Origin of the sequence: Nocardia sp. NPDC004604 (genome assembly GCF_040609795.1) — a bacterium.
Taxonomy (GTDB): domain Bacteria; phylum Actinomycetota; class Actinomycetes; order Mycobacteriales; family Mycobacteriaceae; genus Nocardia.
Map to the genome: position 1 here is coordinate 24,733 of NZ_JBEXLC010000052.1, position 22,845 is coordinate 47,577.

At 65.7% G+C, this 22,845-nt stretch carries 24 protein-coding genes and 1 riboswitch; of the genes, 11 read left to right on the forward strand and 13 right to left on the reverse strand.

The features are described from left to right. Positions 1 to 70: 70 nt before the first annotated feature. Positions 71 to 2,143: a phosphate acetyltransferase gene (pta, locus tag ABZW16_RS20000; RefSeq protein ID WP_354957422.1), complete on the reverse strand. Its 2,073-nt coding sequence runs from the start codon at positions 2,141 to 2,143 to the stop codon at positions 71 to 73. A 94-nt stretch (positions 2,144 to 2,237) separates the two neighbouring features. Here pta and ABZW16_RS20005 point away from each other — a divergent pair, with 94 nt between their 5' ends. After that, positions 2,238 to 2,741 (forward strand): nitroreductase family deazaflavin-dependent oxidoreductase, encoded by a 504-nt coding sequence (locus ABZW16_RS20005; RefSeq protein ID WP_354957423.1) that lies wholly within the window; start codon positions 2,238 to 2,240, stop codon positions 2,739 to 2,741. Positions 2,742 to 3,221: 480 nt separating this feature from the next. Here ABZW16_RS20005 and fgd read toward each other — a convergent pair whose 3' ends face one another. After that, positions 3,222 to 4,232 carry a glucose-6-phosphate dehydrogenase (coenzyme-F420) gene (fgd, locus tag ABZW16_RS20010; protein ID WP_354957424.1) on the reverse strand — a complete coding sequence of 337 codons (1,011 nt, stop codon included), beginning with the start codon at positions 4,230 to 4,232 and terminating at the stop codon, positions 3,222 to 3,224. A 570-nt stretch (positions 4,233 to 4,802) separates the two neighbouring features. On the opposite strand from fgd, the gene ABZW16_RS20015 reads away from it, so the two are divergent. Next, a complete protein-coding gene (locus tag ABZW16_RS20015) occupies positions 4,803 to 5,558 on the forward strand; it encodes an HAD-IIA family hydrolase (protein ID WP_354957458.1) in 756 nt (251 codons plus the stop codon). Positions 5,559 to 5,936: 378 nt separating this feature from the next. On the opposite strand, the gene ABZW16_RS20020 is transcribed toward ABZW16_RS20015, so the two are convergent. Beyond that, on the reverse strand, positions 5,937 to 6,389 hold the full coding sequence (locus ABZW16_RS20020) for a MarR family transcriptional regulator (protein ID WP_354957425.1): 453 nt from the start codon (positions 6,387 to 6,389) through the stop codon (positions 5,937 to 5,939). Next, positions 6,386 to 7,024 (reverse strand): DJ-1/PfpI family protein, encoded by a 639-nt coding sequence (locus ABZW16_RS20025; protein ID WP_354957426.1) that lies wholly within the window; start codon positions 7,022 to 7,024, stop codon positions 6,386 to 6,388. The genes ABZW16_RS20020 and ABZW16_RS20025 overlap by 4 nt, the downstream gene beginning before the upstream one ends. A 26-nt stretch (positions 7,025 to 7,050) precedes the next feature. On the opposite strand from ABZW16_RS20025, the gene ABZW16_RS20030 reads away from it, so the two are divergent. After that, positions 7,051 to 7,278 carry a hypothetical protein gene (locus tag ABZW16_RS20030; protein ID WP_354957427.1) on the forward strand — a complete coding sequence of 76 codons (228 nt, stop codon included), beginning with the start codon at positions 7,051 to 7,053 and terminating at the stop codon, positions 7,276 to 7,278. A 15-nt stretch (positions 7,279 to 7,293) separates the two neighbouring features. Here the strand turns inward: ABZW16_RS20030 and ABZW16_RS20035 are convergent, their stop codons facing one another. Beyond that, positions 7,294 to 7,740 (reverse strand): RpiB/LacA/LacB family sugar-phosphate isomerase, encoded by a 447-nt coding sequence (locus ABZW16_RS20035; RefSeq protein ID WP_354957428.1) that lies wholly within the window; start codon positions 7,738 to 7,740, stop codon positions 7,294 to 7,296. Positions 7,741 to 7,878: 138 nt separating this feature from the next. Here ABZW16_RS20035 and ABZW16_RS20040 point away from each other — a divergent pair, with 138 nt between their 5' ends. Beyond that, positions 7,879 to 8,007: a hypothetical protein gene (locus tag ABZW16_RS20040; RefSeq protein ID WP_354957429.1), complete on the forward strand. Its 129-nt coding sequence runs from the start codon at positions 7,879 to 7,881 to the stop codon at positions 8,005 to 8,007. Between the two features lie 102 nt (positions 8,008 to 8,109). On the opposite strand, the gene ABZW16_RS20045 is transcribed toward ABZW16_RS20040, so the two are convergent. Both ABZW16_RS20045 and ABZW16_RS20050 read right to left on the reverse strand, forming a co-directional pair. Further along, positions 8,110 to 9,222, reverse strand: a complete 1,113-nt coding sequence (locus tag ABZW16_RS20045) for a HAMP domain-containing sensor histidine kinase (protein ID WP_354957430.1) — start codon at positions 9,220 to 9,222, stop codon at positions 8,110 to 8,112. After that, the gene (locus ABZW16_RS20050) at positions 9,215 to 9,913 is read right to left on the reverse strand and encodes a response regulator transcription factor (RefSeq protein WP_354957431.1); all 699 of its coding nucleotides are present in this window, start codon (positions 9,911 to 9,913) and stop codon (positions 9,215 to 9,217) included. The genes ABZW16_RS20045 and ABZW16_RS20050 overlap by 8 nt, the downstream gene beginning before the upstream one ends. A gap of 87 nt (positions 9,914 to 10,000) precedes the next feature. Between ABZW16_RS20050 and ABZW16_RS20055 the strand changes: the two genes are divergently transcribed. Together ABZW16_RS20055 and ABZW16_RS20060 are read left to right on the forward strand one after the other, a co-directional pair. Then, positions 10,001 to 10,621, forward strand: a complete 621-nt coding sequence (locus ABZW16_RS20055; RefSeq protein ID WP_354957432.1) for a D-alanyl-D-alanine carboxypeptidase family protein — start codon at positions 10,001 to 10,003, stop codon at positions 10,619 to 10,621. Next, positions 10,618 to 11,967, forward strand: a complete 1,350-nt coding sequence (locus ABZW16_RS20060; RefSeq protein ID WP_354957433.1) for a DoxX family protein — start codon at positions 10,618 to 10,620, stop codon at positions 11,965 to 11,967. Before ABZW16_RS20055 ends, ABZW16_RS20060 begins: the two co-directional genes overlap by 4 nt. Positions 11,968 to 12,484: 517 nt before the next feature. On the opposite strand, the gene ABZW16_RS20065 is transcribed toward ABZW16_RS20060, so the two are convergent. The 3 genes from ABZW16_RS20065 to ABZW16_RS20075 form a co-directional block, all read right to left on the reverse strand. Beyond that, positions 12,485 to 13,699 (reverse strand): O-succinylhomoserine sulfhydrylase, encoded by a 1,215-nt coding sequence (locus tag ABZW16_RS20065; RefSeq protein ID WP_354957434.1) that lies wholly within the window; start codon positions 13,697 to 13,699, stop codon positions 12,485 to 12,487. Beyond that, positions 13,696 to 14,112, reverse strand: a complete 417-nt coding sequence (locus tag ABZW16_RS20070; RefSeq protein ID WP_354957435.1) for a rhodanese-like domain-containing protein — start codon at positions 14,110 to 14,112, stop codon at positions 13,696 to 13,698. The genes ABZW16_RS20065 and ABZW16_RS20070 overlap by 4 nt, the downstream gene beginning before the upstream one ends. Before the next feature lie 14 nt (positions 14,113 to 14,126). Next, positions 14,127 to 14,243, reverse strand: a riboswitch (SAM riboswitch). A gap of 64 nt (positions 14,244 to 14,307) precedes the next feature. Beyond that, entirely contained in the window at positions 14,308 to 14,763 is a 456-nt protein-coding gene (locus ABZW16_RS20075) for a hypothetical protein (protein WP_354957436.1), read from the reverse strand. A gap of 406 nt (positions 14,764 to 15,169) precedes the next feature. Here ABZW16_RS20075 and ABZW16_RS20080 point away from each other — a divergent pair, with 406 nt between their 5' ends. From ABZW16_RS20080 to ABZW16_RS20090, 3 genes are all read left to right on the forward strand, one after another. Further along, on the forward strand, positions 15,170 to 16,585 hold the full coding sequence (locus ABZW16_RS20080) for an FAD-dependent oxidoreductase (protein WP_354957437.1): 1,416 nt from the start codon (positions 15,170 to 15,172) through the stop codon (positions 16,583 to 16,585). 125 nt (positions 16,586 to 16,710) lie between these two features. Beyond that, entirely contained in the window at positions 16,711 to 17,583 is an 873-nt protein-coding gene (locus tag ABZW16_RS20085) for an amidohydrolase family protein (RefSeq protein ID WP_354957438.1), read from the forward strand. A gap of 84 nt (positions 17,584 to 17,667) precedes the next feature. Continuing rightward, the gene (locus ABZW16_RS20090; RefSeq protein ID WP_354957439.1) at positions 17,668 to 17,979 is read left to right on the forward strand and encodes a DUF4190 domain-containing protein; all 312 of its coding nucleotides are present in this window, start codon (positions 17,668 to 17,670) and stop codon (positions 17,977 to 17,979) included. A gap of 94 nt (positions 17,980 to 18,073) precedes the next feature. Here the strand turns inward: ABZW16_RS20090 and ABZW16_RS20095 are convergent, their stop codons facing one another. Further along, positions 18,074 to 18,556 carry a DUF456 domain-containing protein gene (locus ABZW16_RS20095; protein ID WP_354957440.1) on the reverse strand — a complete coding sequence of 161 codons (483 nt, stop codon included), beginning with the start codon at positions 18,554 to 18,556 and terminating at the stop codon, positions 18,074 to 18,076. 267 nt (positions 18,557 to 18,823) lie between these two features. Next, positions 18,824 to 19,411, reverse strand: a complete 588-nt coding sequence (locus ABZW16_RS20100; protein ID WP_354957441.1) for a helix-turn-helix domain-containing protein — start codon at positions 19,409 to 19,411, stop codon at positions 18,824 to 18,826. Between the two features lie 132 nt (positions 19,412 to 19,543). On the opposite strand from ABZW16_RS20100, the gene ABZW16_RS20105 reads away from it, so the two are divergent. Together ABZW16_RS20105 and ABZW16_RS20110 are read left to right on the forward strand one after the other, a co-directional pair. Next, complete coding sequence (locus ABZW16_RS20105; protein WP_354957442.1) at positions 19,544 to 20,365, forward strand: SDR family oxidoreductase; 822 nt, start codon at positions 19,544 to 19,546, stop codon at positions 20,363 to 20,365. 78 nt (positions 20,366 to 20,443) lie between these two features. Beyond that, positions 20,444 to 21,136, forward strand: coding sequence for a CoA pyrophosphatase (locus ABZW16_RS20110; RefSeq protein ID WP_354957443.1), 693 nt, complete (start codon positions 20,444 to 20,446; stop codon positions 21,134 to 21,136). 420 nt (positions 21,137 to 21,556) lie between these two features. Here ABZW16_RS20110 and ABZW16_RS20115 read toward each other — a convergent pair whose 3' ends face one another. After that, complete coding sequence (locus ABZW16_RS20115; protein ID WP_354957444.1) at positions 21,557 to 22,657, reverse strand: CaiB/BaiF CoA-transferase family protein; 1,101 nt, start codon at positions 22,655 to 22,657, stop codon at positions 21,557 to 21,559. Positions 22,658 to 22,845: the final 188 nt, after the last annotated feature.

Sequence of the window (22,845 nt, forward strand, 5' to 3'; positions counted from 1 at the left end):
CGTGTGTCGCGAACCACTGGTGTGGGAGCGGTGCGAGGCCGAGGTGCTCGCATCGAACGACGGCACCGGATCAGCCCTCCTGCGCCTGGATCGCCGTGATCGCAACGGTATTCACGATATCGGCGACCAGCGCACCACGGGACAGATCATTGACCGGCTTGCGCAGCCCCTGCAACACCGGGCCGATCGCGATCGCGCCGGCGCTGCGCTGCACCGCCTTGTAGGTGTTGTTACCGGTGTTGAGATCGGGAAAGACGAAAACCGTTGCTCGCCCCGCCACCTCGGAGTCGGGAAGTTTGGTGGTCGCGACGGTGGGTTCGATCGCGGCGTCGTACTGGATCGGGCCCTCCACCAGCAGATCCGGCTCGCGCTCGCGAACCAGTTTGGTCGCGACCCGCACCTTGTCCACATCCACGCCACTGCCGGACTCACCGGTCGAATAGGACAGCATCGCGACGCGCGGCTCGATGCCGAAGCGGGCCGCGGTGCGCGCCGAGGAGATCGCGATATCGGCCAGCTGCTCCGAGGTCGGATCGGGGACGACCGCGCAATCACCATAGGCGAGCACCCGATCGGCCAGACACATGAGGAACACACTGGAGACGGTTGCGACGCCCGGCACGGTCTTGATGATCTCGAAAGATGGCCGGATGGTGTGCGCCGTGGTGTGCACGGCACCGGACACCATGCCATCGGCAATGCCCCGGTGGACCATCATGGTGCCGAAGTACGAGATATCGGCCATGGTTTCGCGAGCGCGGTCGAGCGTCATGCCCTTGTGCTTGCGCAGTTCGGTGTACTCCGCGGCGAATTCGTCGAGATAACCCGAGGTGCGCGGATCGAGTACCCGCGCGGACGAGATGTCGACGCCGAGTTCCGCGGCGCGGGCGCGCACCGCCGCCTCGTCGCCGAGGATCATCAGATCCGCGATCTTGCGCTGCAACACCCGACCGGCCGCGCGCAGGATGCGGTCGTCGTCGCCCTCCGGCAGCACAATGGTCTTGCGATCGGCCCTGGCGCGTTCGATCAGCTGATATTCGAACATCTGCGGTGTCACCACCGAGGTATCCGGAATCTCGATGTGCTGCAATAACTCCGACGCGTCGACGTGCTGTTCCATCAGCGCCAGCGCGGTATCGACCTTGCGCGGACTGCCCGCCGACATCCGCCCGCGGGTGCGGTAGGCGGCACTCGCGGTGTCGTAGGTGCCCAGCTCGGTGGTGAGGATCGGCAGCTTCGGTTTGAGGCCGCTCATCAGCCTGGCGATCGCCGGATGCGGCAGCATGCCACCGTTCATGATGATGCCCGATAGCGACGGAAAGCCCTCCGCCTCATGTGCATTCACCGCACTGAGCAATACGTCGGAACGGTCCCCTGGTGCGACCACCACGACGCCGTCGACCAACCGCTCCAGAATATGTTCGGCGGTCATGCCGCCGACCATGACCTGCAATGCCTCGCGCTGCAGCAATTCCACATCGCCGCTGTACATTTTGCCGCCGATCGCGGTACACAGCTCGGCCACGGTCGGCGAAATCAGCAGCGGCACCTCGGGCAATGTCCACGACGGCACATCGAAGCCGCCCAACACCGCGCGGACCTCATCCAAATGCTCCGGATCGCAACGATTGGCAATAATGGCCACCAGATGCGCATGTTCGAGCGACAGTTCGCTCGCACACAGCTCGGCCAGCTGTTTGACCTCGTCCGGTGTGCGGCCCGAACCGCGGACCACCAGCAGCACGGGCGCGCCGAGGTTCACCGCGATGCGGGCATTGAAGCGCAGTTCGCTCGGGCTGGCCACATCGGTGTAGTCGCTGCCGACGATCACCACCGCGTCGCACAACTTCGCGACCTCGTGGAAGCGCATGACGATCTCACTGATCGCGGCATCCGGATCGGCATGCACCTGCTCATAGGTGACGCCGGTGGCCTGCCCGTAGTCGATATCGGCGGTGCTGTGCTCGAGCAGCAGCTCCAGGATGTAGTCCGGTTCGGTGGTCGAGCGGGTGATGGGCCGGAAGACGCCGACCCGGGCGGTGCTCGCGCACAGCATCTGGAGCATTCCGAGCGCCACCGTCGATTTTCCGGTGTCACCCTCCGGAGATGCGATGTACACAGCGGATGGAGCGGAATCGGCCATATTCGAGAGCTTAGTGAACCCGCGGCTACCTCGACGGTCCAGCGAGATCGCGATCACTCATGCTGTTGGCGACGCACCCGGATATAGTCCGGGCATGGCCGAGCAGTTCCCGAACCACCAGTGGGGTTCGAACACCAATCTTCTTGCCCGCGTGGCGAGTAAGTTCGCTGCCACCAAGCCCGGTTCATGGTTCATCCGGCAGATCACGCCGCTGGATCGGGCTGTGCTCGAGCGCACCGACGCCAAGTACACGATCCTCGGCCCGATCGGCGCACCGGTCATCCTGCTGACCACCATCGGCTGTAAATCCGGCCAGCCGCGCACCCAGCCACTGCTCTATGTGCACGACGGCGCCATGCTGTATGTGATCGGCAGCAACTTCGGCCAGGAAAAACATCCGGCATGGTCGGCCAATCTGCTGGCGAATCCGAAGGCCACCGTCGCCATTGCGGGTCAGCGCATTCCGGTCCGGGCCGAACTGGTCGAGACCGACAAAGACGCCATATTCGCCCGCTTTGTCGAGGTCACCGGCGCATACGACGCCTACCGCACCCGCACCACCCGCGACCTCCGCATCTTCGCCCTCACCCGGGGCTAGTCCGGGCCCGAACACAGCCGCACCCTTTACACCCGCACGTGCGTGCTAGAGCGAGCGCGAAGGCCGACAAAGAGTGCCGGAATCCCCGCGACCTGCGCAATCCAGTGCGGTCAGCACGGCAGCCTAGGAAGTCACACATTCTCGGCACGCCCAATCGACCGGGCCGAGCAACAGCCGAACCTCTACACCCGCACAAGTCCAGAAGCAATCGCGAAGGCCGACAAAGAGTGCGGGACCTTCGCAATCCAGTGCGGTGAGCACAACAGCCTGAGCGAGTCGCACGTTTATCGGCGCGGCCGATCGACCGGGCGGAACACGGTCGCACCATGTACACCCCAGCACAGGTGTCAGAGCGAGCGCGAAGGCCGACACAGGGTGCGGGGGGACCGCCGCGACCTGCGCTGTGTTGTGGGTGAGTGCGGCTCGGGCGAGTCGCGCGTCTCGGCGCGCCCATGGAAGCGGGCGCGCCGAGGCGATGGCTCAGCCCAGTGCGCGCAGACGGGGGGCCAGGTCGCGCTGGAAGAGGTCCAGGAAGCGACGCTGGTCGTGGCCGGGGGCGTGGAAGACCAGATGGTTGAGGCCCGCGTCGAGGTAGGGCTTGATCTGCTCGACGGCCTGGTCCGGATCGCTGGCGACGATCCAGCGCTTGGCGATCTGCTCGATCGGGAGGGCGTCGGCGGCGGCCTCCATTTCGATCGGGTCGGTAATGGAGTGCTTCTGCTCTGCGGTCAGCGAGAGCGGAGCCCAGAAGCGGGTGTTCTCCAGTGCCAGTTCGGGATCGGTGTCGTAGGAGATCTTGATCTCGATCATCCGGTCGATCTGCTCGACGGTGCGGCCGATCTTGGCCGCGCCCTCGGCGACGGCGGGCATCAACTTCTCGGTGTAGAGGTCCATGCCCTTGCCGGAGGTGCAGATGAAACCCTCACCCGCGCGTCCCGCATAGCGTGCCACCAGCGGTCCGCCCGCCGCGATGTAGATCGGGATGCCGCCCTTGGGCACGTCGTAGATCGAGGCGCCGACGGTCTTGTAGTACTCGCCGTCGAAATCGGTGCGCTCGCCGGTCCACAGTGCGCGCATGAGATCGACGGATTCGCGCAGCCGGGCGAAACGCTCCTTGAATTCCGGCCATTCGCCGGTGTAGCCGGTCGCGATCTCATTGAGCGCCTCACCGCTGCCGACACCGAGCATGATGCGGTCCGGGTACAGACAGCCCATCGTTGCGAAGGCCTGCGCGATGACGGCTGGGTTGTAGCGGAAGGTCGGGGTGAGCACCGAGGTGCCGAGTTGGATGCGCTTGGTGCGCTCACCGACCGCTGCCATCCAGGCCAATGAGAACGGTGCGTGCCCGCCCTTGTGCCGCCACGGCTGGAAATGGTCGCTGACCGTCGCGCTGTCGAGGCCGTGCTCCTCGGCCAGCACCGCGATTTCCACCAGTTCCCGCGGCCCGAACTGTTCCGCCGACGCCTTGTATCCGAGCTTGAGATCACCCATATGCGCCACTCCTGTCGCTTCGCTCAACGGTCGGTACGGGAGGTTCCGCACACCGTCGGCCGCATGCGTCCCGCGACCGCATCCCGGTACAACCGCAAGGGCGACACGGGAGTTCCCGCACCTCGATCGGCGTACCTGGGCGCTGCGCGATCGCTTCTCACACGGCCTCCCCTCGACCATAGTCAGCGCGGCTCGACCTGTGTGCAGGGCCATACCAAAGGCACACACCAACTCGACCGCCATTCCCGACGGGGCCACATCGAAAGCGGCAAGTCACGCAACCAATGGCACCCGCCATCGCCCGATAATTCGCTCATGCATATCGAATAGGCATCGCGCACAACCCACACCGTGTGCGGGATGCCCAGTGACTGTGCGTCGGCGGCAGACTCTCATGTTCGATGTGCGCGCCTCGATGGTGCGGTGCACGCGGTAGCTCGGTGGCGGCTCACTGCGGGATGGTGTGGGGATGGTCGCATCAGGATGGGTATTCGCCCGGTGGGCTGGCCGATAGCCGACAATTGACTCGTGACTACACCGGCTGAACCGATCCTGTCCTACCTCACCGATATGGATGGCGTGCTGGTGCACGAAGACCATCTGGTGCCCGGTGCCGATAAGTTCCTCGCGGAGCTGCGGGCCAATGAGATCCCGTTCCTGGTGCTCACCAATAACTCCATCCGCACTCCGCGCGATCTGCAGGCCCGCCTGCGCCACACCGGACTCGATATCCCGGAGGAGGCGATCTGGACCTCGGCGCTGGCCACCGCGACCTTCCTGAACGACCAGCGCCCCAACGGAACTGCCTATGTCGTCGGCGAATCCGGACTCACCACCGCACTGCACGAAATCGGGTATGTGCTGACCGATAGCGATCCCGACTACGTGGTGCTCGGCGAAACCCGCACCTACTCCTTCGAGGCGATCACCACCGCGATCCGCCTGGTCGAGCGCGGCGCGCGGTTCATCGCGACCAATCCGGACGCGACCGGCCCGTCCCGCGACGGTCTGCTGCCCGCGACCGGTTCGGTCGCCGCGCTGATCACCCGCGCGACCGGCAAGGAGCCGTATTACGTCGGCAAGCCGAACCCGCTGATGATGCGCTCGGCACTGCGCCGAATCGGCGCCCACTCCCAGTCGACCGTCATGATCGGCGACCGCATGGATACCGATATCGTCTCCGGCCTCGAGGCGGGCATGCGAACCATCCTGGTCACCACCGGCATCTCCAGCCGCGCATCCATCGAGCAATTCCCCTACCGCCCAACCCTGGTCGTCGATTCGGTCGCCGACCTGGTCGGCCGCACCGACAAACCCTTCGACTGATCCGGGCGGCAGTCGCACCCTTTGCCTCGATCCCCATTTCGTGCCGGCGTCCACAGGGGTGCGCCTATCGCGCGGGGTGCAGGGTGTGCGCGAGCGCATTGGACGGTTACGCGAGAGCAGGTCCAGCGGCCACCCGCGAGCGGCTCAGCGGTTACGCGCGAGCGGGTTCAGCGGTTACGCGCGAGCGGGTTCAGCGGTTACGCGCGAGCGGGTTCAGCGGTTACGCGCGAGCGGGTTCAGCGGTTACGCGCGACTACATGGCGCGGTTGCGCAAGTTGAGCGCGAGTGCGTTGCGCAGTTGCACACGAGCGCGCTCGGTTGTCCGATCACTGACGCGCCGGTCACGGGCTGATTGCGCGCGGAACTGCGACTGGGAGTTCAGGTTTCGTCGGTGATGGTGTCCAGGGCGGCGGAGAGTCGGGTCAGGACCTGGACGGTCAGGGTGAACTGTTCGGGGCCCAGTTCGTCGGCGAGGCGTGCGGCGAGGACCGCATGCTGTGGGTTGATGCGTTTGATCGCATCGCGGCCGGCCTCGGTGACCGCGACGAGTTTCGCGCGACGGTGCGTCGGGTTGGGCCGATATTCGGCAAGTCCCTTGTCCACCAAGAGATCCGCGATGCGCTGCACACTCTGGCGGGTGATGCCCATCGCACGGGCGACCCCGGAGACCGGCAGCGGTCCGCGCAGCACCGCGCCGATCACCTGCCACCAGGCGGCGGTCAGCCCCGCCGGACCGGCCAATTCCTCTGCAATGGTAAGGAATTGGCCGTTCAGCCGGAACGAGGTGATCGCCGCGGTGCTGAACAGCTCTTGTTCGGGCGTATCGCTCATGTCTGCGACGATGCCATCTCGTATTCGGCGAGTTCGGCATAGCCCGTCGGATCGCCGTGCCCGTACAGCCGGTACCAGGCGTCGAGGATGCGCGGCTCGTAGACGCCGAGCAGGTCGAGCACCGCACGCGCGAATTCGAAGGGCGCCACCGCGCTGGCCGTGATCACGTTATCGCCGGTCACGGCGGGTTCGGCGACATAGTGCGCGGCACCCGAATATCCGCTGTACTGAAGAACTTCGACCGCATTGCTGGTGTGCGCCCGGTCATCGAGCAGCCCCTCCTTCGCCAAACCGAAGGTGGAGCCGCAGATCCCCGCGACCGGTACCCCCGCGTCGACGAACTCCCGCGCCTTGTGCGTGAAGGGCGCCAGTTCTTCGCCGGTCATCCACAGATCGGCCCCGGGCAGGATCAGCATCGCACTGTCGGCGGGGGTGAGATCGGCGAGCGCCACATCCGGCACGATGCGGACTCCCGCCATTGTGGTGATCGGATCCCGCGTCGGCCCGACGGTCCGCACCCGGAACGTCCCAGGAGCGACCTGCCAGCGCGGATTGTTGATATGCGCGGTCGCGGCACCGACCTCCCAGTCGGCGAGCGTGTTGTAGACGGCCTGATGGACAGTTCTCATCGTCATGACAGCATGCTGTCATATTTGACAGCATGCTGTCAACGAGCCCGACAACGACCACCCCCAACCTCGCGCTCACCCCCAACCTCGCGCTCACCCCCAACCTCGCGCTCACCCCCAACCTCGCGCTCACCCCCAAGGCTCTGGCTCTGGCTCTGGCTCTGGCTCTGGCTCTGGCTCTGGCTCTGGCTCTGGCTCTGGCTCTGGCTCTGGCTCTGGCTCTGGCTCTGGCTCTGGACGGATCGTTACAAGCGGTGTAGGCGGACCAGGACCGATCAGTGACCGCGTTCGATCTTCGAGAGATGGGCGATATTGGCGCGGTCATCCGGATCCGTACTCGCCTCGCCGCTGAACCAGGCGTCCAGAATCTCCGTCAGCACCGCGCTGGAAGTCGAACGCAGGCTCAGCGCAAGCACATTCGCGTCGTTCCACTTCCGCGCACCGGCTGCCGTCACGGCATCACCGCACAGCGCGGCCCTGATCCCCGCGACCTTATTGGCGGCGATCGACGCACCCGTTCCGGTCCAACAGCACACGATCGCCTGGTCGGCCCGCCCCTCGATCACATCCCGCGCCGCCGCCGCACTGGCCCAGGCCCAGTCGTTCCGCTCGATATCCGATAACGCCCCGTGCACCAGGGTCTCGAGCCCCCGCCTGTCCAGTTCCACAACGAGCTGCTCGGCCACACCCACCCGCTCGTCCGCCGCAACTGAAATTCGCATACCCCCAGCGTAGTGAGGCAGACCTCCGCATAACGACGTAAATCCTGACGGGTTGCCGGTAAGGATCGTGTCACCTGGTACATGAAGCCGTAGTAAAAGCGGCTCGGTGCTGGTCGGCGCGGGTGTAGCTTGCCGCGGGTGATAAGGGAGCTGGACCAGGACGAGCTGATCGACCGATGGACGCTGCTGGGCAAGGAACCGGAGCTGGTCGCTACCAAGCGGGGTGCGGCGAAGCTCGGGTTCGGGCATGGCGTAATCCACTGGTAGAGAACGGTTTTCGATCTTGCCTGTCGGTGGCGCGTGCTGGTCGGCTCAGAGGCACTGGGCGATCTCGGCCGGGTCGGAGCCGTGCGGCGTTCCCGCTGGTCGTCAGCTCCGGGTGTGCGGTGGCGCGGCGGGTAGTTGCACCGTGACACACAGCCCCCCAGCGGCCCGGGGGGTGAGGGTGAGGGTTCCGTCGTGTGCTCGGGTGATGCTTTTGACGATGGCCAGGCCGAGGCCGACACCTGCGTGGTCACTGCGGATGCGTTCGGTGCCACGCTGGAACGGTTCGGTGAGTGTCGAGACGAGATGTGGGGTGAGTTTGTCGCCGGTGTTTTCGACAGTGAGCATGACGGATTCGGGGCCGGTGGCGGTGTCGACCTGCACGGTGCCGTGTTCGGGGACGTTGTGGACGATGGCGTTGTGCAGGAGGTTCGTGGCCAGCTGAAGCAAGAGCGCGGGTGAGCCGACGGTGGGGCTGATGTCCCCGGAGGTTTCGATGGTGAGGCCGTGCTTCTCTGCGAGGGGAAGCAGTGTTTCGGTGGCTTCTTCGGCGATGAGGGACAGGTCGACGTGTTCGCGGGTGAAGGATCGCTGGTCGGCACGGCTGAACAGGAGCAATGCCTCGGTGAGTTCGATCGCTCGGGCGTTGACAGCGCGGAGACGTTCGGTGAGCTCGCCACTATCGCGGTTCGGATCGTTGCGGGCCACATCGAGGAGGGTCTGGGTGATCGCCAGCGGGGTCCGCAGTTCGTGGGAGGCGTTGGCGGCGAACCTCTGCTGTTCGGCGACATGTGCTTCGAGCTGTGCGAGCATGGCGTCGAAGCTGTCAGCAAGTTCGCGGAACTCATCTCTGCGGCCCGGTAGCCGGATTCGGTGGGAGAGCGATCCGTTCGCGGCCATGCGTGTGGCCTCTTTGAGGCGATTCAGCGGGGCGAGCATGCGGCCGGCGAGAATCCACCCGCCCAGCAGACCGAACACCAGCAGGAACGCCAGCACAACGGCTGCCGCTGGAACGAAGACGACTGGGCCGAAGTTGCTGCTTGGGTCGAAGACGCGCAGGAGATTGGAGAAGCTGGGAACGAGACTGCCGGCTGAGGTACGCCCCCGCAGCAGGAACACCCACACAGCAGCGAGCAGCAAGACGCCTGCGAGCATGAGGAACCCGGCGTAGCTGAGGGTGAGTTTGAGGCGAACGCTCAACCCGGGCGCCCTATCCACGAGCCACTCCCGCACGCCCGGTGCTGGGTGCTGTGTTGTCGATGCGGTAGCCGACGCCGGCGACGGTAGCGATGATCCAGGGTTCGCCGAGGCGTTTGCGCAGTGCCGAGACGGTGATGCGCACGGCGTTGGTGAACGGGTCGGCATTCTCATCCCACGCCCGCTCCAGGAGCTCTTCAGCGCTGACGACACCGCCTTCGGCGGTGACGAGGACTTCGAGTACGGCGAACTGTTTGCGGGTGAGCGCGATGTAGCGGCCGTCGCGGTAGACCTCGCGGCGGAACGGGTCCAGCCGCAGGCCCGCGATCTCGCGCACGGGCGGTCTGTTGTGTGCGCGCCTGCGGTCGAGTGCTCTGAGCCTGAGCACGAGCTCTCGGAGTGCGAACGGCTTGGTGAGGTAGTCGTCGGCGCCGAGTTCGAACCCAGTGGCCTTGTCATCCAGACGGTCGGCAGCAGTGAGCATGAGGATCGGCATGCCGCTGCCGGAAGCGACAACGCGTTGGGCGATCTCGTCGCCGGAGGGGCCGGGGATGTCGCGGTCGAGGACAGCGATGGTGTAGGCATTGGTGCTCAGCAGTTCCAGAGCGGTGTTGCCGTCACCGGCGATGTCGGCGGCGATCGCTTCCAGGCGCAGCCCATCGCGGATGGCTTCTGCCATATAGGGCTCGTCCTCGACGACCAGCACACGCATACTCCCGATGCTACGAACCCGCGCATATCGTCGGCATACCGAAAACCACATACGGGCTGGCAACATCACGCTGCCTTGACTGGCAGCATGAGTCGAACAACCGCCACGCGAACAAGGTCCCCCAGGACTCGCAGGCCCACCGGCGTCGGCCTGGGCGCCGTCACCGCCGCGATCGTCAAAACCCGCGTCCATCGATCAGCATGGTCATGGGTGCCCTCGTTCCGCGAAGTCCTTCGCGGCGGACCCAGCGGCAGGGCTACCGAGGAGGACGGTGCCCTGCCCGGCGGCGTAACAGTGTTCGATGACGAGTATCCCGGCATAGCCAACCTCGACTCCGCTCTGCTTCACGCCTTGCGCGAAGCGGCGGCGGCTGCCGCTGGCGAGGGCATCGAGTTCTATGTCAACAGCGGATGGCGTTCCCCGGCCTACCAGAATCAGCTTCGTCGTGAAGCGGTCTCGACGTACGGCTCGGAAGCCGAAGCGGTCCGATGGGTCGCCTCCGCGGACACCTTTGCGCACGTGTCCGGCAACGCGATCGACCTCGGCTTCGACGCCAGTATGTGGCTGTCCGGGCACGGCGCCGAATACGGACTGTGCCAGATCTACCGCAACGAGCCCTGGCACTACGAACTACGCTCCGAGGCGAACGAGCGTGGTTGCCCTCCCGTGTATCCCGACCCCGCACACGATCCGAGAATGCAGCAGTGACCGGCGTCCTCGGGCGAACCGGTCCCGAGCCGGCGGGGTGGAAACCGCTCACCCGCATCGCGTTCCGGTTCTGCTTCCTGTACTTCGGCTTGTTCTGCTTACTGACTCCGCCGATCGTCTTCGTGCTGACCGGATGGTTCGGCCGCTGGCTGGGCTACGACGCGCAGTACTGGCATATCCAGAAAATGCAGCCCGCCCTGAACTGGGTGAGCCAGCACCTGTTCGGTACCACCGCACAGCTGTATCCGAACGGCGTCGGTGACCAGACCATTTTCTGGGTGCTGTTGTTCTGCATCCTGGCCGTCGCTGTGGCCGGGACGGCGGTGTGGTCGGTGCTGGACCGGCGCCGCACGCACTATCGCACGCTCGCAGGCTGGTATCTCCTCGTCATCCGGCTGTTGCTGGCCGGCCAGATGTTGAGCTTCGGCTTCGCCAAGGCGATTCCGACGCAGATGCCGCAGCCCTCGCTGACCACGCTGCTGACCAATTACGGTGACCTCACGCCGATGGCCGTGCTGTGGTCGCAGGTAGGTGTGTCGAGACCGTACGAGATGCTGCTCGGCGCCGCGGAACTCACTGCGGCGGTCTTGCTGTTCATTCCGCGGACCGCGCTGCTCGGCGCGCTGCTGACCCTGATCGACACGCTGCAGATCGTCGTACTGAACATGACCTTCGATGTGCCGGAGAAGATTTCATCCACGCACTTTCTGCTGATGTCGCTGGTGCTGCTGACTCCCGAGGCGCCGCGGCTGATGCAAGCTTTGCTGCTCAACCGCACCACCGGCCCTTCCACCGTGCCGCATCCGTTCCACACCACGAGATCTCGCCGTATCGCGGCATTGGCGCAGGTCGCGCTCGGCATCTGGATTGCGGCGGCGCTGGTGCACGGTGGCTGGCACGCCTGGCGTGGTGGCGGGCCTGATCGACCCAAACCTCCGCTGTACGGCATCTGGTCGGTGTCGCAGTTCACCCGCGACGGCGAGGCGGTGCCGCCGCTGACCACCGACGAAACCCGTTGGAAAACGGTGGTGTTCGACTATCCCAATACGATTACCTACCAGCGGATGGACGACACCCTGGTGACCGTACCCGCCGACGTGGACGCCGCCGCCCATCGGATCCGGCTGACCGCCGGGACGCTGCAATCCGGATCGGCGGTGAAGCCCGGCCGCACTCGGAATCCGTTGGGCACACTCACCTTCCAGCAACCCGCCCCCGACAAAGCCGTGCTGACCGGCGAACTGGACGGCCACCAGGTAACAATCGCCCTCGACCGGATCGACCCGAACAACTTCCCGCAACGAAGCACGCCGTTTCACTGGGTGCAGAACCGTCCGAATCTGTGACAACACCGCAACGGCACTTGCTCGAGTCGGCGTTCGTAGATCTGACGCGTGATATTGGATCGAGTTGTGGCCGAGCTGAATTCGTCGATACCGGAGATCGGGAACAGGTTCGTGCGTGCCGAGCCACTAACCGATGGGCTCATGTACCAGGTGACACGATTCTTACCGGCACCCCCCGGACCGCGGCGCTCATCGTCGGCAGCGACATCTTCGGCACGACACCCGACGCAGGCCCGGCGGCGCAGCAAGCCGACAGCCGTCACCCGCACGAACGAAACCCGGAACGACTCATCGTCGACAGCCACACCTGCGACACGACACCCCACGCAGGCCCGGCCACGCAGCCAACCGTCAGCCATTCACCGGCGCGAATGAGACCGGAACCGCTCATCGGCGCCAGCCACATCTAATGGCACGACACCCGACACTGCAGCGAGCCGACAGCGACTCACCGGCACGGTTGAGTCCGAACGCCAAGCGGGCGCACGATGCCACCGCGCCCCGTTTCGTCGGATTACTAGCTCAGCGCATGGTCCAAATCGGCCAGCAGATCCTCGACATCCTCGAGCCCAACCGAGATGCGCACGACACCGTCGGACAGGCCGATGGTGGCGCGGCCCTCGGGGCCCATGGCGCGGTGGGTGGTGGTGGCGGGATGGGTGATCAGGGTCTTGGAGTCACCGAGGTTGTTGGAGATATCGATGATGCGCAACCGGTTGAGCACCTCGAAGGTGCGCTTCTTCGCCTCGTGCGCCGGCGCGTTCAACTCGAAGGTGACCACCGTGCCGCCGCCGCTCATCTGACTGGTCGCCAGCTCGTGTTGCGGATGCGACTCCAGATACGGATAGCGCACCCAGGAGACGGACTTGTTGCCCTCGAGGAAGCGCGCGATGCGCAATGCGGATTCGGTCGAATGACGCACCCGCAGCGGCATGGTCTCCAAACCCTTGAGCAGGGTCCACGCATTGAACGGGCTCAGCGCCGGACCGGTATGGCGCATAAGATTCTTCACCGGACCGTCGATGTAGTCGTGCGGGCCGAGAATCGCGCCGCCGAGCACCCGACCCTGACCGTCGATGTGCTTGGTGCCGGAATACACCAGCACATCCGCGCCGAGTTCGAAACCGCGCTGCAGCAGCGGGGTGGCAAAGACGTTGTCCAGCACCACCTTCGCGCCCGCGGCATGGGCGAGTTCGGTCACTCGGCGCACATCGACCAGCGTCTGCATCGGGTTGGCCGGCGTCTCGAAGAACACGGCCTGGGTCGGCACCGACAGCGCCTGCTCCCACTGGTCCAGATCATCGCCGTCGACGAAGACGGTCTCCACACCCCAGCGCGGCAGGATCTCATTGCACACCACGAAGCACGAGCCGAAGAGGCTGCGCGCGGCCACCAGTCGATCGCCCGCACCCAGCAGCGCGCCGAGCGCGGTGAATACCGCCGACATACCGCTCGCGGTCGCGAAACAGGCCTCGGCGCCATCGATCAGGCGCAGTCGCTCCTCGAACATGGCCACCGTCGGGTTGCCGTAGCGGGAGTAGACGAAATGCTCGATATCGCCGGTGAACGCGGCCTCGGCCGCCTCGGCGCTCTCATAGACGAAACCGGAGGACAGGTACAGCGCCTCGGCGGTCTCCTCGAATCCGGAGCGGCGCAGGCCGCCTCGGACGCCGAGCGTCGCGGGGCCGACCCCCTTGGGCAGCGGTTTGTCGAACGCACCCCCGGTGATCATGACTGCCGCCACGGCAGACCGAATGCGCGCCAGCCGGAGCCGCCGCGGTGACCGAACTCGTCGATGGGGCCCTCGAAGCCCTCGAGCACGTTGTACGACGGTTCGATCCCGACACCGGTCGCGGCGACCGCGGCACCGATGGAACGCTGCCCGGAGCGACACAGAAAGACGACGGGCGCCGCCGGATCGCGCCCCTCCAGCGCCGAGGTCAGCTGTGCGACGAACTCACCGTTGCGGGCGCCACTGGTGTCGACCCATTCGATCAGCACCGTCGGCCGATCGATCGAACTCGTATCGGGGACGCCGACGAAGCGCCATTCGGCCTCGGTGCGCACATCGACCAAGACGGCCTCGGGATTGTCGCGCAACAACTCCCACGCCTGCTGGGGGGTGATGTCACCGGCATATGTCATGCGATCCTCCTGTGAATCCACGCTTGCCGCACCTGGGTTTCGGTGCGCGGCCAGGTCGTCACCCGGAGCACCCCACCGTGGAGGAGGGTTGCCGACCAGCCAGCCGGGGCTTGACGCTGGTTCTCATGACCTGTGTCCGAGATTGCCTGGGCAGGGGCCGCCCTGTCAAACCCAGGTCAGCGCCACGCCGGGTAATCAGTTGCAGACGATCCAGCGGTCGCCGGAGCGAACCAAATTCCACGTCGCCGGCGTCTCCCGGCCGTCGACCGCGATGGTCACGTTCGCCTTCGCCCTATCGCCATCGACCATGGCGTTGTCAATGTTGGTGACCTTGATCGACTTTCCGGCCACAGCGCCACCGAACTGGGCGGCCAGCGGCGACTTGCTCTCGTCGAATCCTTGGCAGGCCACCGCGGGTGGCGGTGTGTTGTCGGTGGTGCCCCTGGCCTCTGCATAGCGATGCACCGCGGCCGCGATCTTGTCCGATTCTGTGACATTTTTCTCAGCGGGCGATAGCACCGCGCCCAGCACGATGGCGACCAGGACGACGGCCGCGAATACGGCTGCCGCGATGAACGGCGCCATCGTGCGCCGATCGGTCTGGTCGACCTCGATCACCGGTTCGTCATCGGCGCCCTGCTGCTCTGTCATGGGTCGATCATCCCTGGTGGGCAGCGGTATCCGACAGGCGCCCCCGGACCGGGCGCGACCCCGCACGGCAGCGGCACAGCAATAATTCGATAGCCAACCGGACAGTGGGTACTCGGGTAAGTGAGCCCGGGTGGCAACCATCCGGTTCACGCACCGCCCGCAGGGTGCGCCATGCGCCACCGATAGAATCGCGAGACTGCGGCCTGCTGTCATAGCCATATGCCAGCTCACCAACGTAGCGACTGCGCAGCCGCGAGCCGCCTGTCCGCATCGTCAGGTGCAACCAAAAGGTGCGCCAAGTTAGCCTAAGCTAAGACTGACGCCATAATTGTTTCGACCATAAGGGTGCGCGTAAGAGATGACCGAACACAGTGCAGAGTCGACTAGCGGTGCGCGCGAGCCCTCCGTGGTTACGCAAGCTGCCACCTCCGGGCCTGACGCGCACACCGCCGGGACTCGCCCGCTTCGCATCGCGATCGTAGGCGCAGGACCGGCCGGTATCTACGCCGCCGACGCGTTGATGAAGTCCGATGCCGAGGTGAGCATCGACCTGTACGAGCGCATGCCGGCGCCGTTCGGTCTGATCCGCTACGGCGTCGCGCCGGACCACCCGCGCATCAAGGGCATCATCACCGCCCTGCACAAGGTGCTCGACAAGCCGCAGGTCCGCCTGCTCGGCAATATCGACTACGGCACCGACATCACCCTCGACGATCTGCGCACGTTCTATGACGCGGTGATCTTCTCCACCGGCGCCAACGCCGACCGCGCGCTGGACATCCCCGGCATCGGCCTGGACGGCAGCTACGGCGCCGCGGACTTCGTGTCCTGGTACGACGGACATCCGGATGTGCCGCGCACCTGGCCGCTGGAGGCCGAGAAGGTCGCCGTCCTCGGTGTCGGCAATGTCGCACTCGATGTCGCGCGTGTGCTCGCCAAGACCGGCGACGAACTGCTGCCGACCGAGATACCGCCAAACGTCCACGCCGGATTGAAAGCCAATAAGGCGGTCGAGGTGCACGTCTTCGGCCGCCGCGGCCCGGCGCAGGCCAAGTTCACGCCGCTCGAGCTGCGCGAACTCGACCACTCCCCGACCATCGAGGTCATCGTCGATCCCGAGGACATCGACTACGACGAGGGCTCCGAGGCCGCGCGTCGGCACTCCAAGCAGGTCGACATGATCGCGAATACGCTCGAGCAGTGGGCCATCCGCGATGTCGGCAACCGCCCGCACAAGCTGTTCCTGCACTTCTTCGAATCCCCCGCGGAGATCATCGGTGAGGACGGCAGGGTCGTCGGCCTGCGCACCGAGCGCACCCAGCTCGACGGCACCGGCAATGTCAAGGGCACCGGTGTCTTCAGGGACTGGGACGTCCAGGCCATCTACCGCGCCGTCGGCTACCTGTCACAGAACCTCACCAACCTGCCGTTCGACGATCAGGCCGGTGTGGTCCCGAACGAGGCCGGACGCGTCATCGCCGACGAGGACGCCGATGGTGCACAGCGCTATCTGCCTGCCACCTACGTCACCGGCTGGATCAAGCGCGGTCCGGTCGGCCTCATCGGCCACACCAAGGGCGATGCCAACGAGACCGTGGCCTGCCTGCTCGACGACAGCGTGAACTTCACCCCGGCCGAGAAGCCGGAACTGGACGCCGTCACCGAATTCCTCGAGGGCAAGGGCATCCCGTTCACCACCTGGCAGGGCTGGTACCGCCTCGACGCGCACGAGCGCGCACTCGGTGAGCCGGAGGGCCGCGAGCGCGTCAAGGTCGTCGAGCGCGAGGACATGCTGCGCGCCAGCGAACCGCACAAGGTCTAGTGCCGGTGCCACAGGGGGTGCACGTCACCTCCTGTGGCACTCGACAATCCGATACGGCCGCAGCAGTGCAAAATCCTGTCGGGTCTACGGCAGCGGAAAATCCTTTACTGAGGCATTCTGTACAAGTGTTCGATGCCCATCTCCACATCTTCGACCCGGGGTTCCCGCTGGCCGAGAACGAGGGCTACCTGCCCGACCCGTTCACCATTGCCGATTACCGAAAGCGCATGTCTCGCTTCGATGTCGGCGGCGGGGCCGTGGTCAGCGGATCCTTCCAAGGCACCGATCAGACCTACCTGAAGGCGGCACTCGCGAAACTGGGCGAGGGCTGGGTCGGTGTCACCACACTGGACCCCGATGCCACCGATGCCGAGATCAGCGAACTCGACCGGATCGGCGTGCGGGCACTGCGGTTCAACGTCAAGCGCGCGGCCGCGGATATCACCGCGATGACCCGGCTGGCGCTGCGGGCGCACGAGCTGGTCGGCTGGCATGTCGAGGTCTATATCGACGGCACCATGCTCACCTCGCTGCAACCGGTGATCTCGAAACTTCCGGTGCTCTCCATCGACCACCTCGGCATGTCCGAGGAGGGCCTGCCCTACCTGCTCGATCTGGTCGATGGCGGCGCGCGGGTGAAGGCGACCGGTTTCGGGCGGGTGCACATGAATGTGGCCGATACGCTGCGCCGCATCCACGCTGTCAATCCCGAGGCGCTCATGTTCGGCACGGATCTGCCCGGCACCAGGGCGGGACGGCCCTTCGTGGACTCCGACGTCGATCTGATCTGCGATGTGGTCGGCACCGATATGTTCAAGGTGCTCGAGGACAACGCGCGGGCGTTCTATCGACTGCCCGCCCGCGCACGCAAGATTCCGACCGATCCCGCACCCACCCTGCCGATCCCGCGCACCGAACAGCCGACCCTGCCGCTGCGACGCGATGAGATCCCGAAACTCGAAGCGGCGGATACGATTCCGTTCCCTGCCATCGAGTGAGTGCGACCCGGCCGTAGGCGGGTGGTCGCCGCGGAGCGACACAGATTCATCCCGCTTCAGGGCGGTCTGTCATACGCTTCCTGCATGACCGAAACTCCAGCGGGGGCCGGTTACCCAGGTTATCCACACCTACCGGCGGATCATCCCCAGGCCGTGTTGATATTGATCCTCGGAATTCTGAGCCTGGTGGTGTGCACCCTGATCGGCCCGTTCGCCTGGTTCATGGGACGGCGCGCCCTGGCCGAGATCGATCGCTCCGACGGCACAATCGGCGGCCGAGGCTTGGTGATGGCAGGCTACATCTGCGGAATCATCTCCTCCGCATTCATCATCCTGGCGGCGGTAGGAGCCATCATCGTGCTGATCGTCGCCGTCATCGCCTACGTCACCTCGTAGCCACGCCACCGATGCCGTAGCTGGCCCCGGTGTCGATCGGGTTTTGTAGTCGTAGGTGTAGGTCTCGCGCTGCCCCGACGGAGCCCGCCTCGACTCAGGTCACGATGGCGCCGATGACCCACACCCCGGTCGCCAGCAGTGCGCCGAAGAGTTCGATGAGCATCGACAGACCGACGCCCTTGAGCGCGTGAACCGTTGCCTGCCAGGCGGGTTGGTTCTCACGGAGGCGGTGGAGTTCCGAAAGGTACACGCCAAGAACGAATCCCACGAACAACCCGACCACCGGGATGATGAAGAAGCCCACGATGCCCAGTACCGCCCCCACGAACAGCGCCCGGTTGGAAACCCCCGCATCCTTCATCTTCCGCCCCGGCCACGTGTACTTGATGATCCCGGAGAGCACCAGAAACGCGCTACTGATCGCGAATACGACCCAAGCCGTCGCCCCACCGGTCACAAACGCCCAGACCGCGATCGCCCCGAAGATCAGAATGACCCCGGGCAGTATCGGCACGATGATCCCGAGCACCCCGACCAGAATTACCAGGCCGACAACGACCTCACCCCAAGCTGACACTCCCGGTCCCTCCGCTCTCCGCGCCCAGTCACGCTGCCTGGATTCTCACCTACCGACCGGCTCGCCGCACACGGGAGCCTCCAGCCGCCCGCCCCCCACCGGAACCCGTCCACGCTCATGGATCACAACGAGCCCCTTCGACTCCGACCCCACTGCAACCTCCGCACTGCCCAGCACACAAGTCAGCAACCACACCTGGACGAGCGATCACCATGCGCTGATGCAGGTAAACGTCGAGAAGCACCTGCACCAGCGCATTCTCGGCTGCTAATGGCGTTTGGGGCCGACGCCGGAGAGGAGGGTGGTGATCAGGCGGGTGGCTAGGGTGTCGGGGTCGGTGGTGGCGTCGAGGTCGGGGGTGCCGTGGACGGTTTCGGTGATGAGGGCTAGGTAGACGCGGCGGACCCAGAGTAGGTCGGCGTCGGGGGCGATGATGCCGGCGGATTGGGCTAGGGCTAGGGCGGCGTCGCATTTTGCGAAGACGCGGGCCTGTAGGTCGGCTACCTCGGGGGCGGATTCGTCGGCTCGGTCGAGTGCGTATGCGGCGCCGTATTTGATTTCGATGACATTGGCGGTGGCCTGGTGTAGGGCGACCATGGGGGGTGCGGTTTGGGGGCGGGCCGCGTCGACGGCCGCGTCGATGCGGCGCCAGGCGTTGAGCGCCATGGTGTGCAGCAGCTCTTCGCGGCTGGCGAAGCGGCGGTGCACGGTGGTTCGGGCGACTCCCGCGGCTTCGGCGATCTGTTCCAGTGTCGCGTTGGGGTTTTCGCTCAGCACTCGTTCCGCGGCGTCGAGGATGGCGCGCATGGTGCGTTCGGCGTCGGCGCGCAGCGGGCGGGCGGATGTGGGCGGCATGGGCTCCTCTTCGCTGAGATCTTCTGGACATAGTACAGCTGACGAGCGGTTTTTCGATTAACTGCAACATGAATGTTGCAGTTCTAGAAAATATGGCTACTCTTGTGTCGCATCCGATCGAAGGAGTTAGATATGACCCACTCGGGAAGAACCGCCCTCGTCACCGGCGCCTCATCCGGTATCGGGGCCGAGTTCGCCGCGCAGCTCGCGGCGCGCGGTGACAATCTGGTGCTGGTCGCCCGCTCGCTGGATCGCCTGGAATCCCTTGCCGCCGAATTGCGTAACCGGCACGGCGTCCGGGTAGATGTCATCGGCCAGGACCTGACCGATGTGGACGCGGCGAGCCGGATCGCAAATGAGCTTGCGGCCCTTGAACTTTCGATAGACGTCCTGATCAACAATGCCGGATTCGGCAGCGCGGGTCGGTTCGAGGAACTCGCCGCCGATCGTGAGCAGGACCAGCTGATGGTCAATGTCGTTGCGCTGGCCGGTCTTACGCGCCGGTTGATCCCGGGCATGCTCGAGCGCGGCAGCGGCGAGATCGTCAATGTCGCCTCGATCGCCGCCTTCCAGCCCTCGCCGTACTTCGCCACCTATGCCGCGGGAAAGGCCTTCGTCCTCAACTTCAGCCTTTCCCTGTGGAGCGAATACCGCGATCGCGGCGTCAAGGTTCTGGCCTTGTGCCCGGGGCCGACGGAGACCCAGTTCTTCGACGTGGTCGGCACCCGCAAGGCCGCGATCGGCCCGTCCATGGACAGCGCGGCGCACGTCGTCCGGTCGGCCCTGCGCGCCCTCGAACGCAACAGGGGCTATGTGGTCCCCGGTGCTGGAAACTTCGCTTCCGCGCACCTGATGCCCCGTCGCCCACGCACCCTCGTCGCCCGAATCGCCAAGCTGGTGACCCGCGGCGTGGCCGATGCGGCAAACCAGGGTGCGGCGCGCACAGCGGCGTGAGGTCGGCCGGAGCCGAGAGCGTGCCGATGTGTGAGAACCGACGACACCGAAGCCCGGCTGCTGGGGCAAGATCGAAGGATGGGCCCCACCACGGGACCTCGCGTCCCCACCAGCATCGCCGACTTCCGCGCAACGGCCAGCACCCGGCTCGGCGGGTTTCCACACACCGAGGTCCCGGACGCGCCGGGCCTTCGTCGCGCCGCGGTGCTGCTCTGCGTGGTCGATGAACCGGACGGCCCGTTATCGGTGATCATCATCAAACGGGCATATCGCGGGCGCAATGCCGGGCAGTGGGGGTTGCCGGGTGGGCGGGTCGATGCGGGCGAAACCACCGAACAGGCCGCGATTCGCGAGCTGCACGAAGAGCTCGGTCTGACCGCGACCCGGGCCGACGTCCTCGGCAGACTCGACGACTTTCCCGCCACGTCGGGTTTCGTGATCACCCCGATTGTCGCGGCCCTCGACGATGCCGGCGAGCTGCGGCCCAATCCGGCGGAGGTCCACTCGGTCCATCTCGTGGATCTGGACAGGCTGGCCGCCGATGATGTCCCGCACTGGGTGTCCCCGAAGGACGTTGCTCTGCGCGCCGACGCGCCATCGACCACCCTCGAAGGCGCCGGCCTGCTGCAAATGCGCCTCGGCGAGAATATGACCATCCACGCCCCGACCGGTGCGATGCTCTGGCAGTTCCGCGAGGTCGTCCTACTCGACCGGGACGCTACCGAAGCCCGCATTGCCCATTTCGCCCAACCGGAGTGGACCCGCCACTAGGGCACGTTTGCAGACCGGCAGCGGCATGCCGGTGGGTGCGGTGCTGCTCGCCAGTTCGACACACTCGCAGGGACGCAGGATATGCGGGCCGCGCAGGCGAATTCGGCCAGTACTGCTGGGTCCTGCTCCCGTGCTGTATGAAGAGCAGTTCCGGACCGAATCCGGGCTCGGATTCGGCCATACTGCGCCGCAGCCAGCGGCGGCCGCCTCGAAGTCGGAGCGCGCTCCAACGCGATCGTCGCGTCCTCGGCTACGCGGCCGAACTGCGACTGCCGCCGGACAGTTCGCTCGAGCGACTGTCGGCTGAATCAGCTCGCAGGCCAATGGCTCCGGAGCTGATCAGAGCATCTGAAGCGACACAGGCCACGGTAGAAACCGGGGCCTGTCGGCATCGCGACGCTCTTCGTCAGAGGTGAATCATCAATCCGCCCAGACGGATTCGATCGGCGTCGCCTCGCTGGGCGGCGGGGTGGGCGTGGCGGTGGGGGTGCGCGAAAAGCGTGGGGCCGGGGCGTGCTGGACGACGCCGTCGATCTCGATGAGTCCGGTACGGGCGACGATGTGCGGATTCTGTTCGGCCTCGGTGAAGGTCAGCACCGGTGTTGTGCAGGCGTCAGTGCCGTCGAAGATCGCGGCCCACTCGTCGCGGGTCTTGGTCTTGAACTTCTCCGAGAACAGTTTCTCGAGCTGATCCTGACCGTTCGGGTCGATCTGCATCGGCAGGCCCTCGGGATCGATCTCCAAGCCCTGCAAGAGTTCCGCGTAGAACTGCGGTTCGATCGCGCCGACCGCCATGTACTTGCCGTCGGAGGTTTCGTAGGTGTCGTAGAAGGCCATACCGGTGTCGAGCAGGTTGGTGCCGCGCTCATCGGACCACAGGCCCATACCGCGCATGCCCCAGATCATGTGCGAAAGGGCAAGCGCCCCATCGATCATCGCCGAGTCGATGACCTGTCCCTTGCCGGAGCTCTGCCGCTCGACCAGCGCCGCGAGAATGCCGAAGACCAGGAACATCGAGCCGCCACCGAAGTCGCCGACCATATTCAGCGGCGGTACCGGCCGCTCCCCCTTGCGCCCGATCGCGTGCAGCACACCGGTCAGCGAGATGTAATTGATGTCGTGTCCGGCGCGATCGGCCAGCGGTCCGTCCTGCCCCCAGCCGGTCATCCGGCCGTAGACCAGACGCGGGTTGCGCGCGAGCACGACGTCGGGGCCCAGGCCCATGCGCTCGGTGACGCCCGGACGAAACCCCTCGATCAGCACATCGGCCTTTTCGGCGAGTGCGAGCACCTTCTCGATATCCGCCGGATCCTTCAGATTCGCCTCGACAATGGTGCGCCCGCGCCACTGCGGCCGCTCCATGAAACCGGGCAGCATCCCCGGCCGCTGTACCCGAACCACATCGGCGCCGAGGTCGGCGAGCAGCAGTGCCGCATGCGGACCCGGCCCGATCCCGGCCAACTCGATGACCTTGATGCCCGCAAGCGGACCCTGCTTGGTGGCGGTGGATGGTGTACTCACGCCTTACCTCGGTTCGTCGTTGATCCAGCGCACCGCCGACGCGGCGCTCCCGGGAGCCACCCCCGGACTGTATTGACAGTACGACAATAAGTTGCGGATCGACCATCTGGGCACCGAGGGCTCGCGCATATCCAGTTGTCATACCGCATACCCCACGGTGCCTGTTACCGAAGACGCCGAACCTGCAA

Bases quoted from the DNA above. Each gene is read 5' to 3' on its own strand.
- ABZW16_RS20090 (WP_354957439.1), top strand. From the start codon at position 17,668: ATGACCGAAACTCCAGCGGGGGCCGGTTACCCAGGTTATCCACACCTA.
- ABZW16_RS20105 (WP_354957442.1), top strand. From the start codon at position 19,544: ATGACCCACTCGGGAAGAACCGCCCTCGTCACCGGCGCCTCATCCGGT.
- ABZW16_RS20015 (WP_354957458.1), top strand. From the start codon at position 4,803: ATGGATGGCGTGCTGGTGCACGAAGACCATCTGGTGCCCGGTGCCGAT.
- ABZW16_RS20020 (WP_354957425.1), bottom strand. From the start codon at position 6,389: ATGAGCGATACGCCCGAACAAGAGCTGTTCAGCACCGCGGCGATCACC.
- ABZW16_RS20110 (WP_354957443.1), top strand. From the start codon at position 20,444: ATGGGCCCCACCACGGGACCTCGCGTCCCCACCAGCATCGCCGACTTC.
- pta (WP_354957422.1), bottom strand. From the start codon at position 2,143: ATGGCCGATTCCGCTCCATCCGCTGTGTACATCGCATCTCCGGAGGGT.
- ABZW16_RS20100 (WP_354957441.1), bottom strand. From the start codon at position 19,411: ATGCCGCCCACATCCGCCCGCCCGCTGCGCGCCGACGCCGAACGCACC.
- ABZW16_RS20055 (WP_354957432.1), top strand. From the start codon at position 10,001: ATGAGTCGAACAACCGCCACGCGAACAAGGTCCCCCAGGACTCGCAGG.
- ABZW16_RS20005 (WP_354957423.1), top strand. From the start codon at position 2,238: ATGGCCGAGCAGTTCCCGAACCACCAGTGGGGTTCGAACACCAATCTT.
- fgd (WP_354957424.1), bottom strand. From the start codon at position 4,232: ATGGGTGATCTCAAGCTCGGATACAAGGCGTCGGCGGAACAGTTCGGG.
- ABZW16_RS20025 (WP_354957426.1), bottom strand. From the start codon at position 7,024: ATGACGATGAGAACTGTCCATCAGGCCGTCTACAACACGCTCGCCGAC.
- ABZW16_RS20050 (WP_354957431.1), bottom strand. From the start codon at position 9,913: ATGCGTGTGCTGGTCGTCGAGGACGAGCCCTATATGGCAGAAGCCATC.
- ABZW16_RS20030 (WP_354957427.1), top strand. From the start codon at position 7,051: ATGCTGTCAACGAGCCCGACAACGACCACCCCCAACCTCGCGCTCACC.
- ABZW16_RS20035 (WP_354957428.1), bottom strand. From the start codon at position 7,740: ATGCGAATTTCAGTTGCGGCGGACGAGCGGGTGGGTGTGGCCGAGCAG.
- ABZW16_RS20065 (WP_354957434.1), bottom strand. From the start codon at position 13,699: ATGATCACCGGGGGTGCGTTCGACAAACCGCTGCCCAAGGGGGTCGGC.
- ABZW16_RS20070 (WP_354957435.1), bottom strand. From the start codon at position 14,112: ATGACATATGCCGGTGACATCACCCCCCAGCAGGCGTGGGAGTTGTTG.
- ABZW16_RS20075 (WP_354957436.1), bottom strand. From the start codon at position 14,763: ATGACAGAGCAGCAGGGCGCCGATGACGAACCGGTGATCGAGGTCGAC.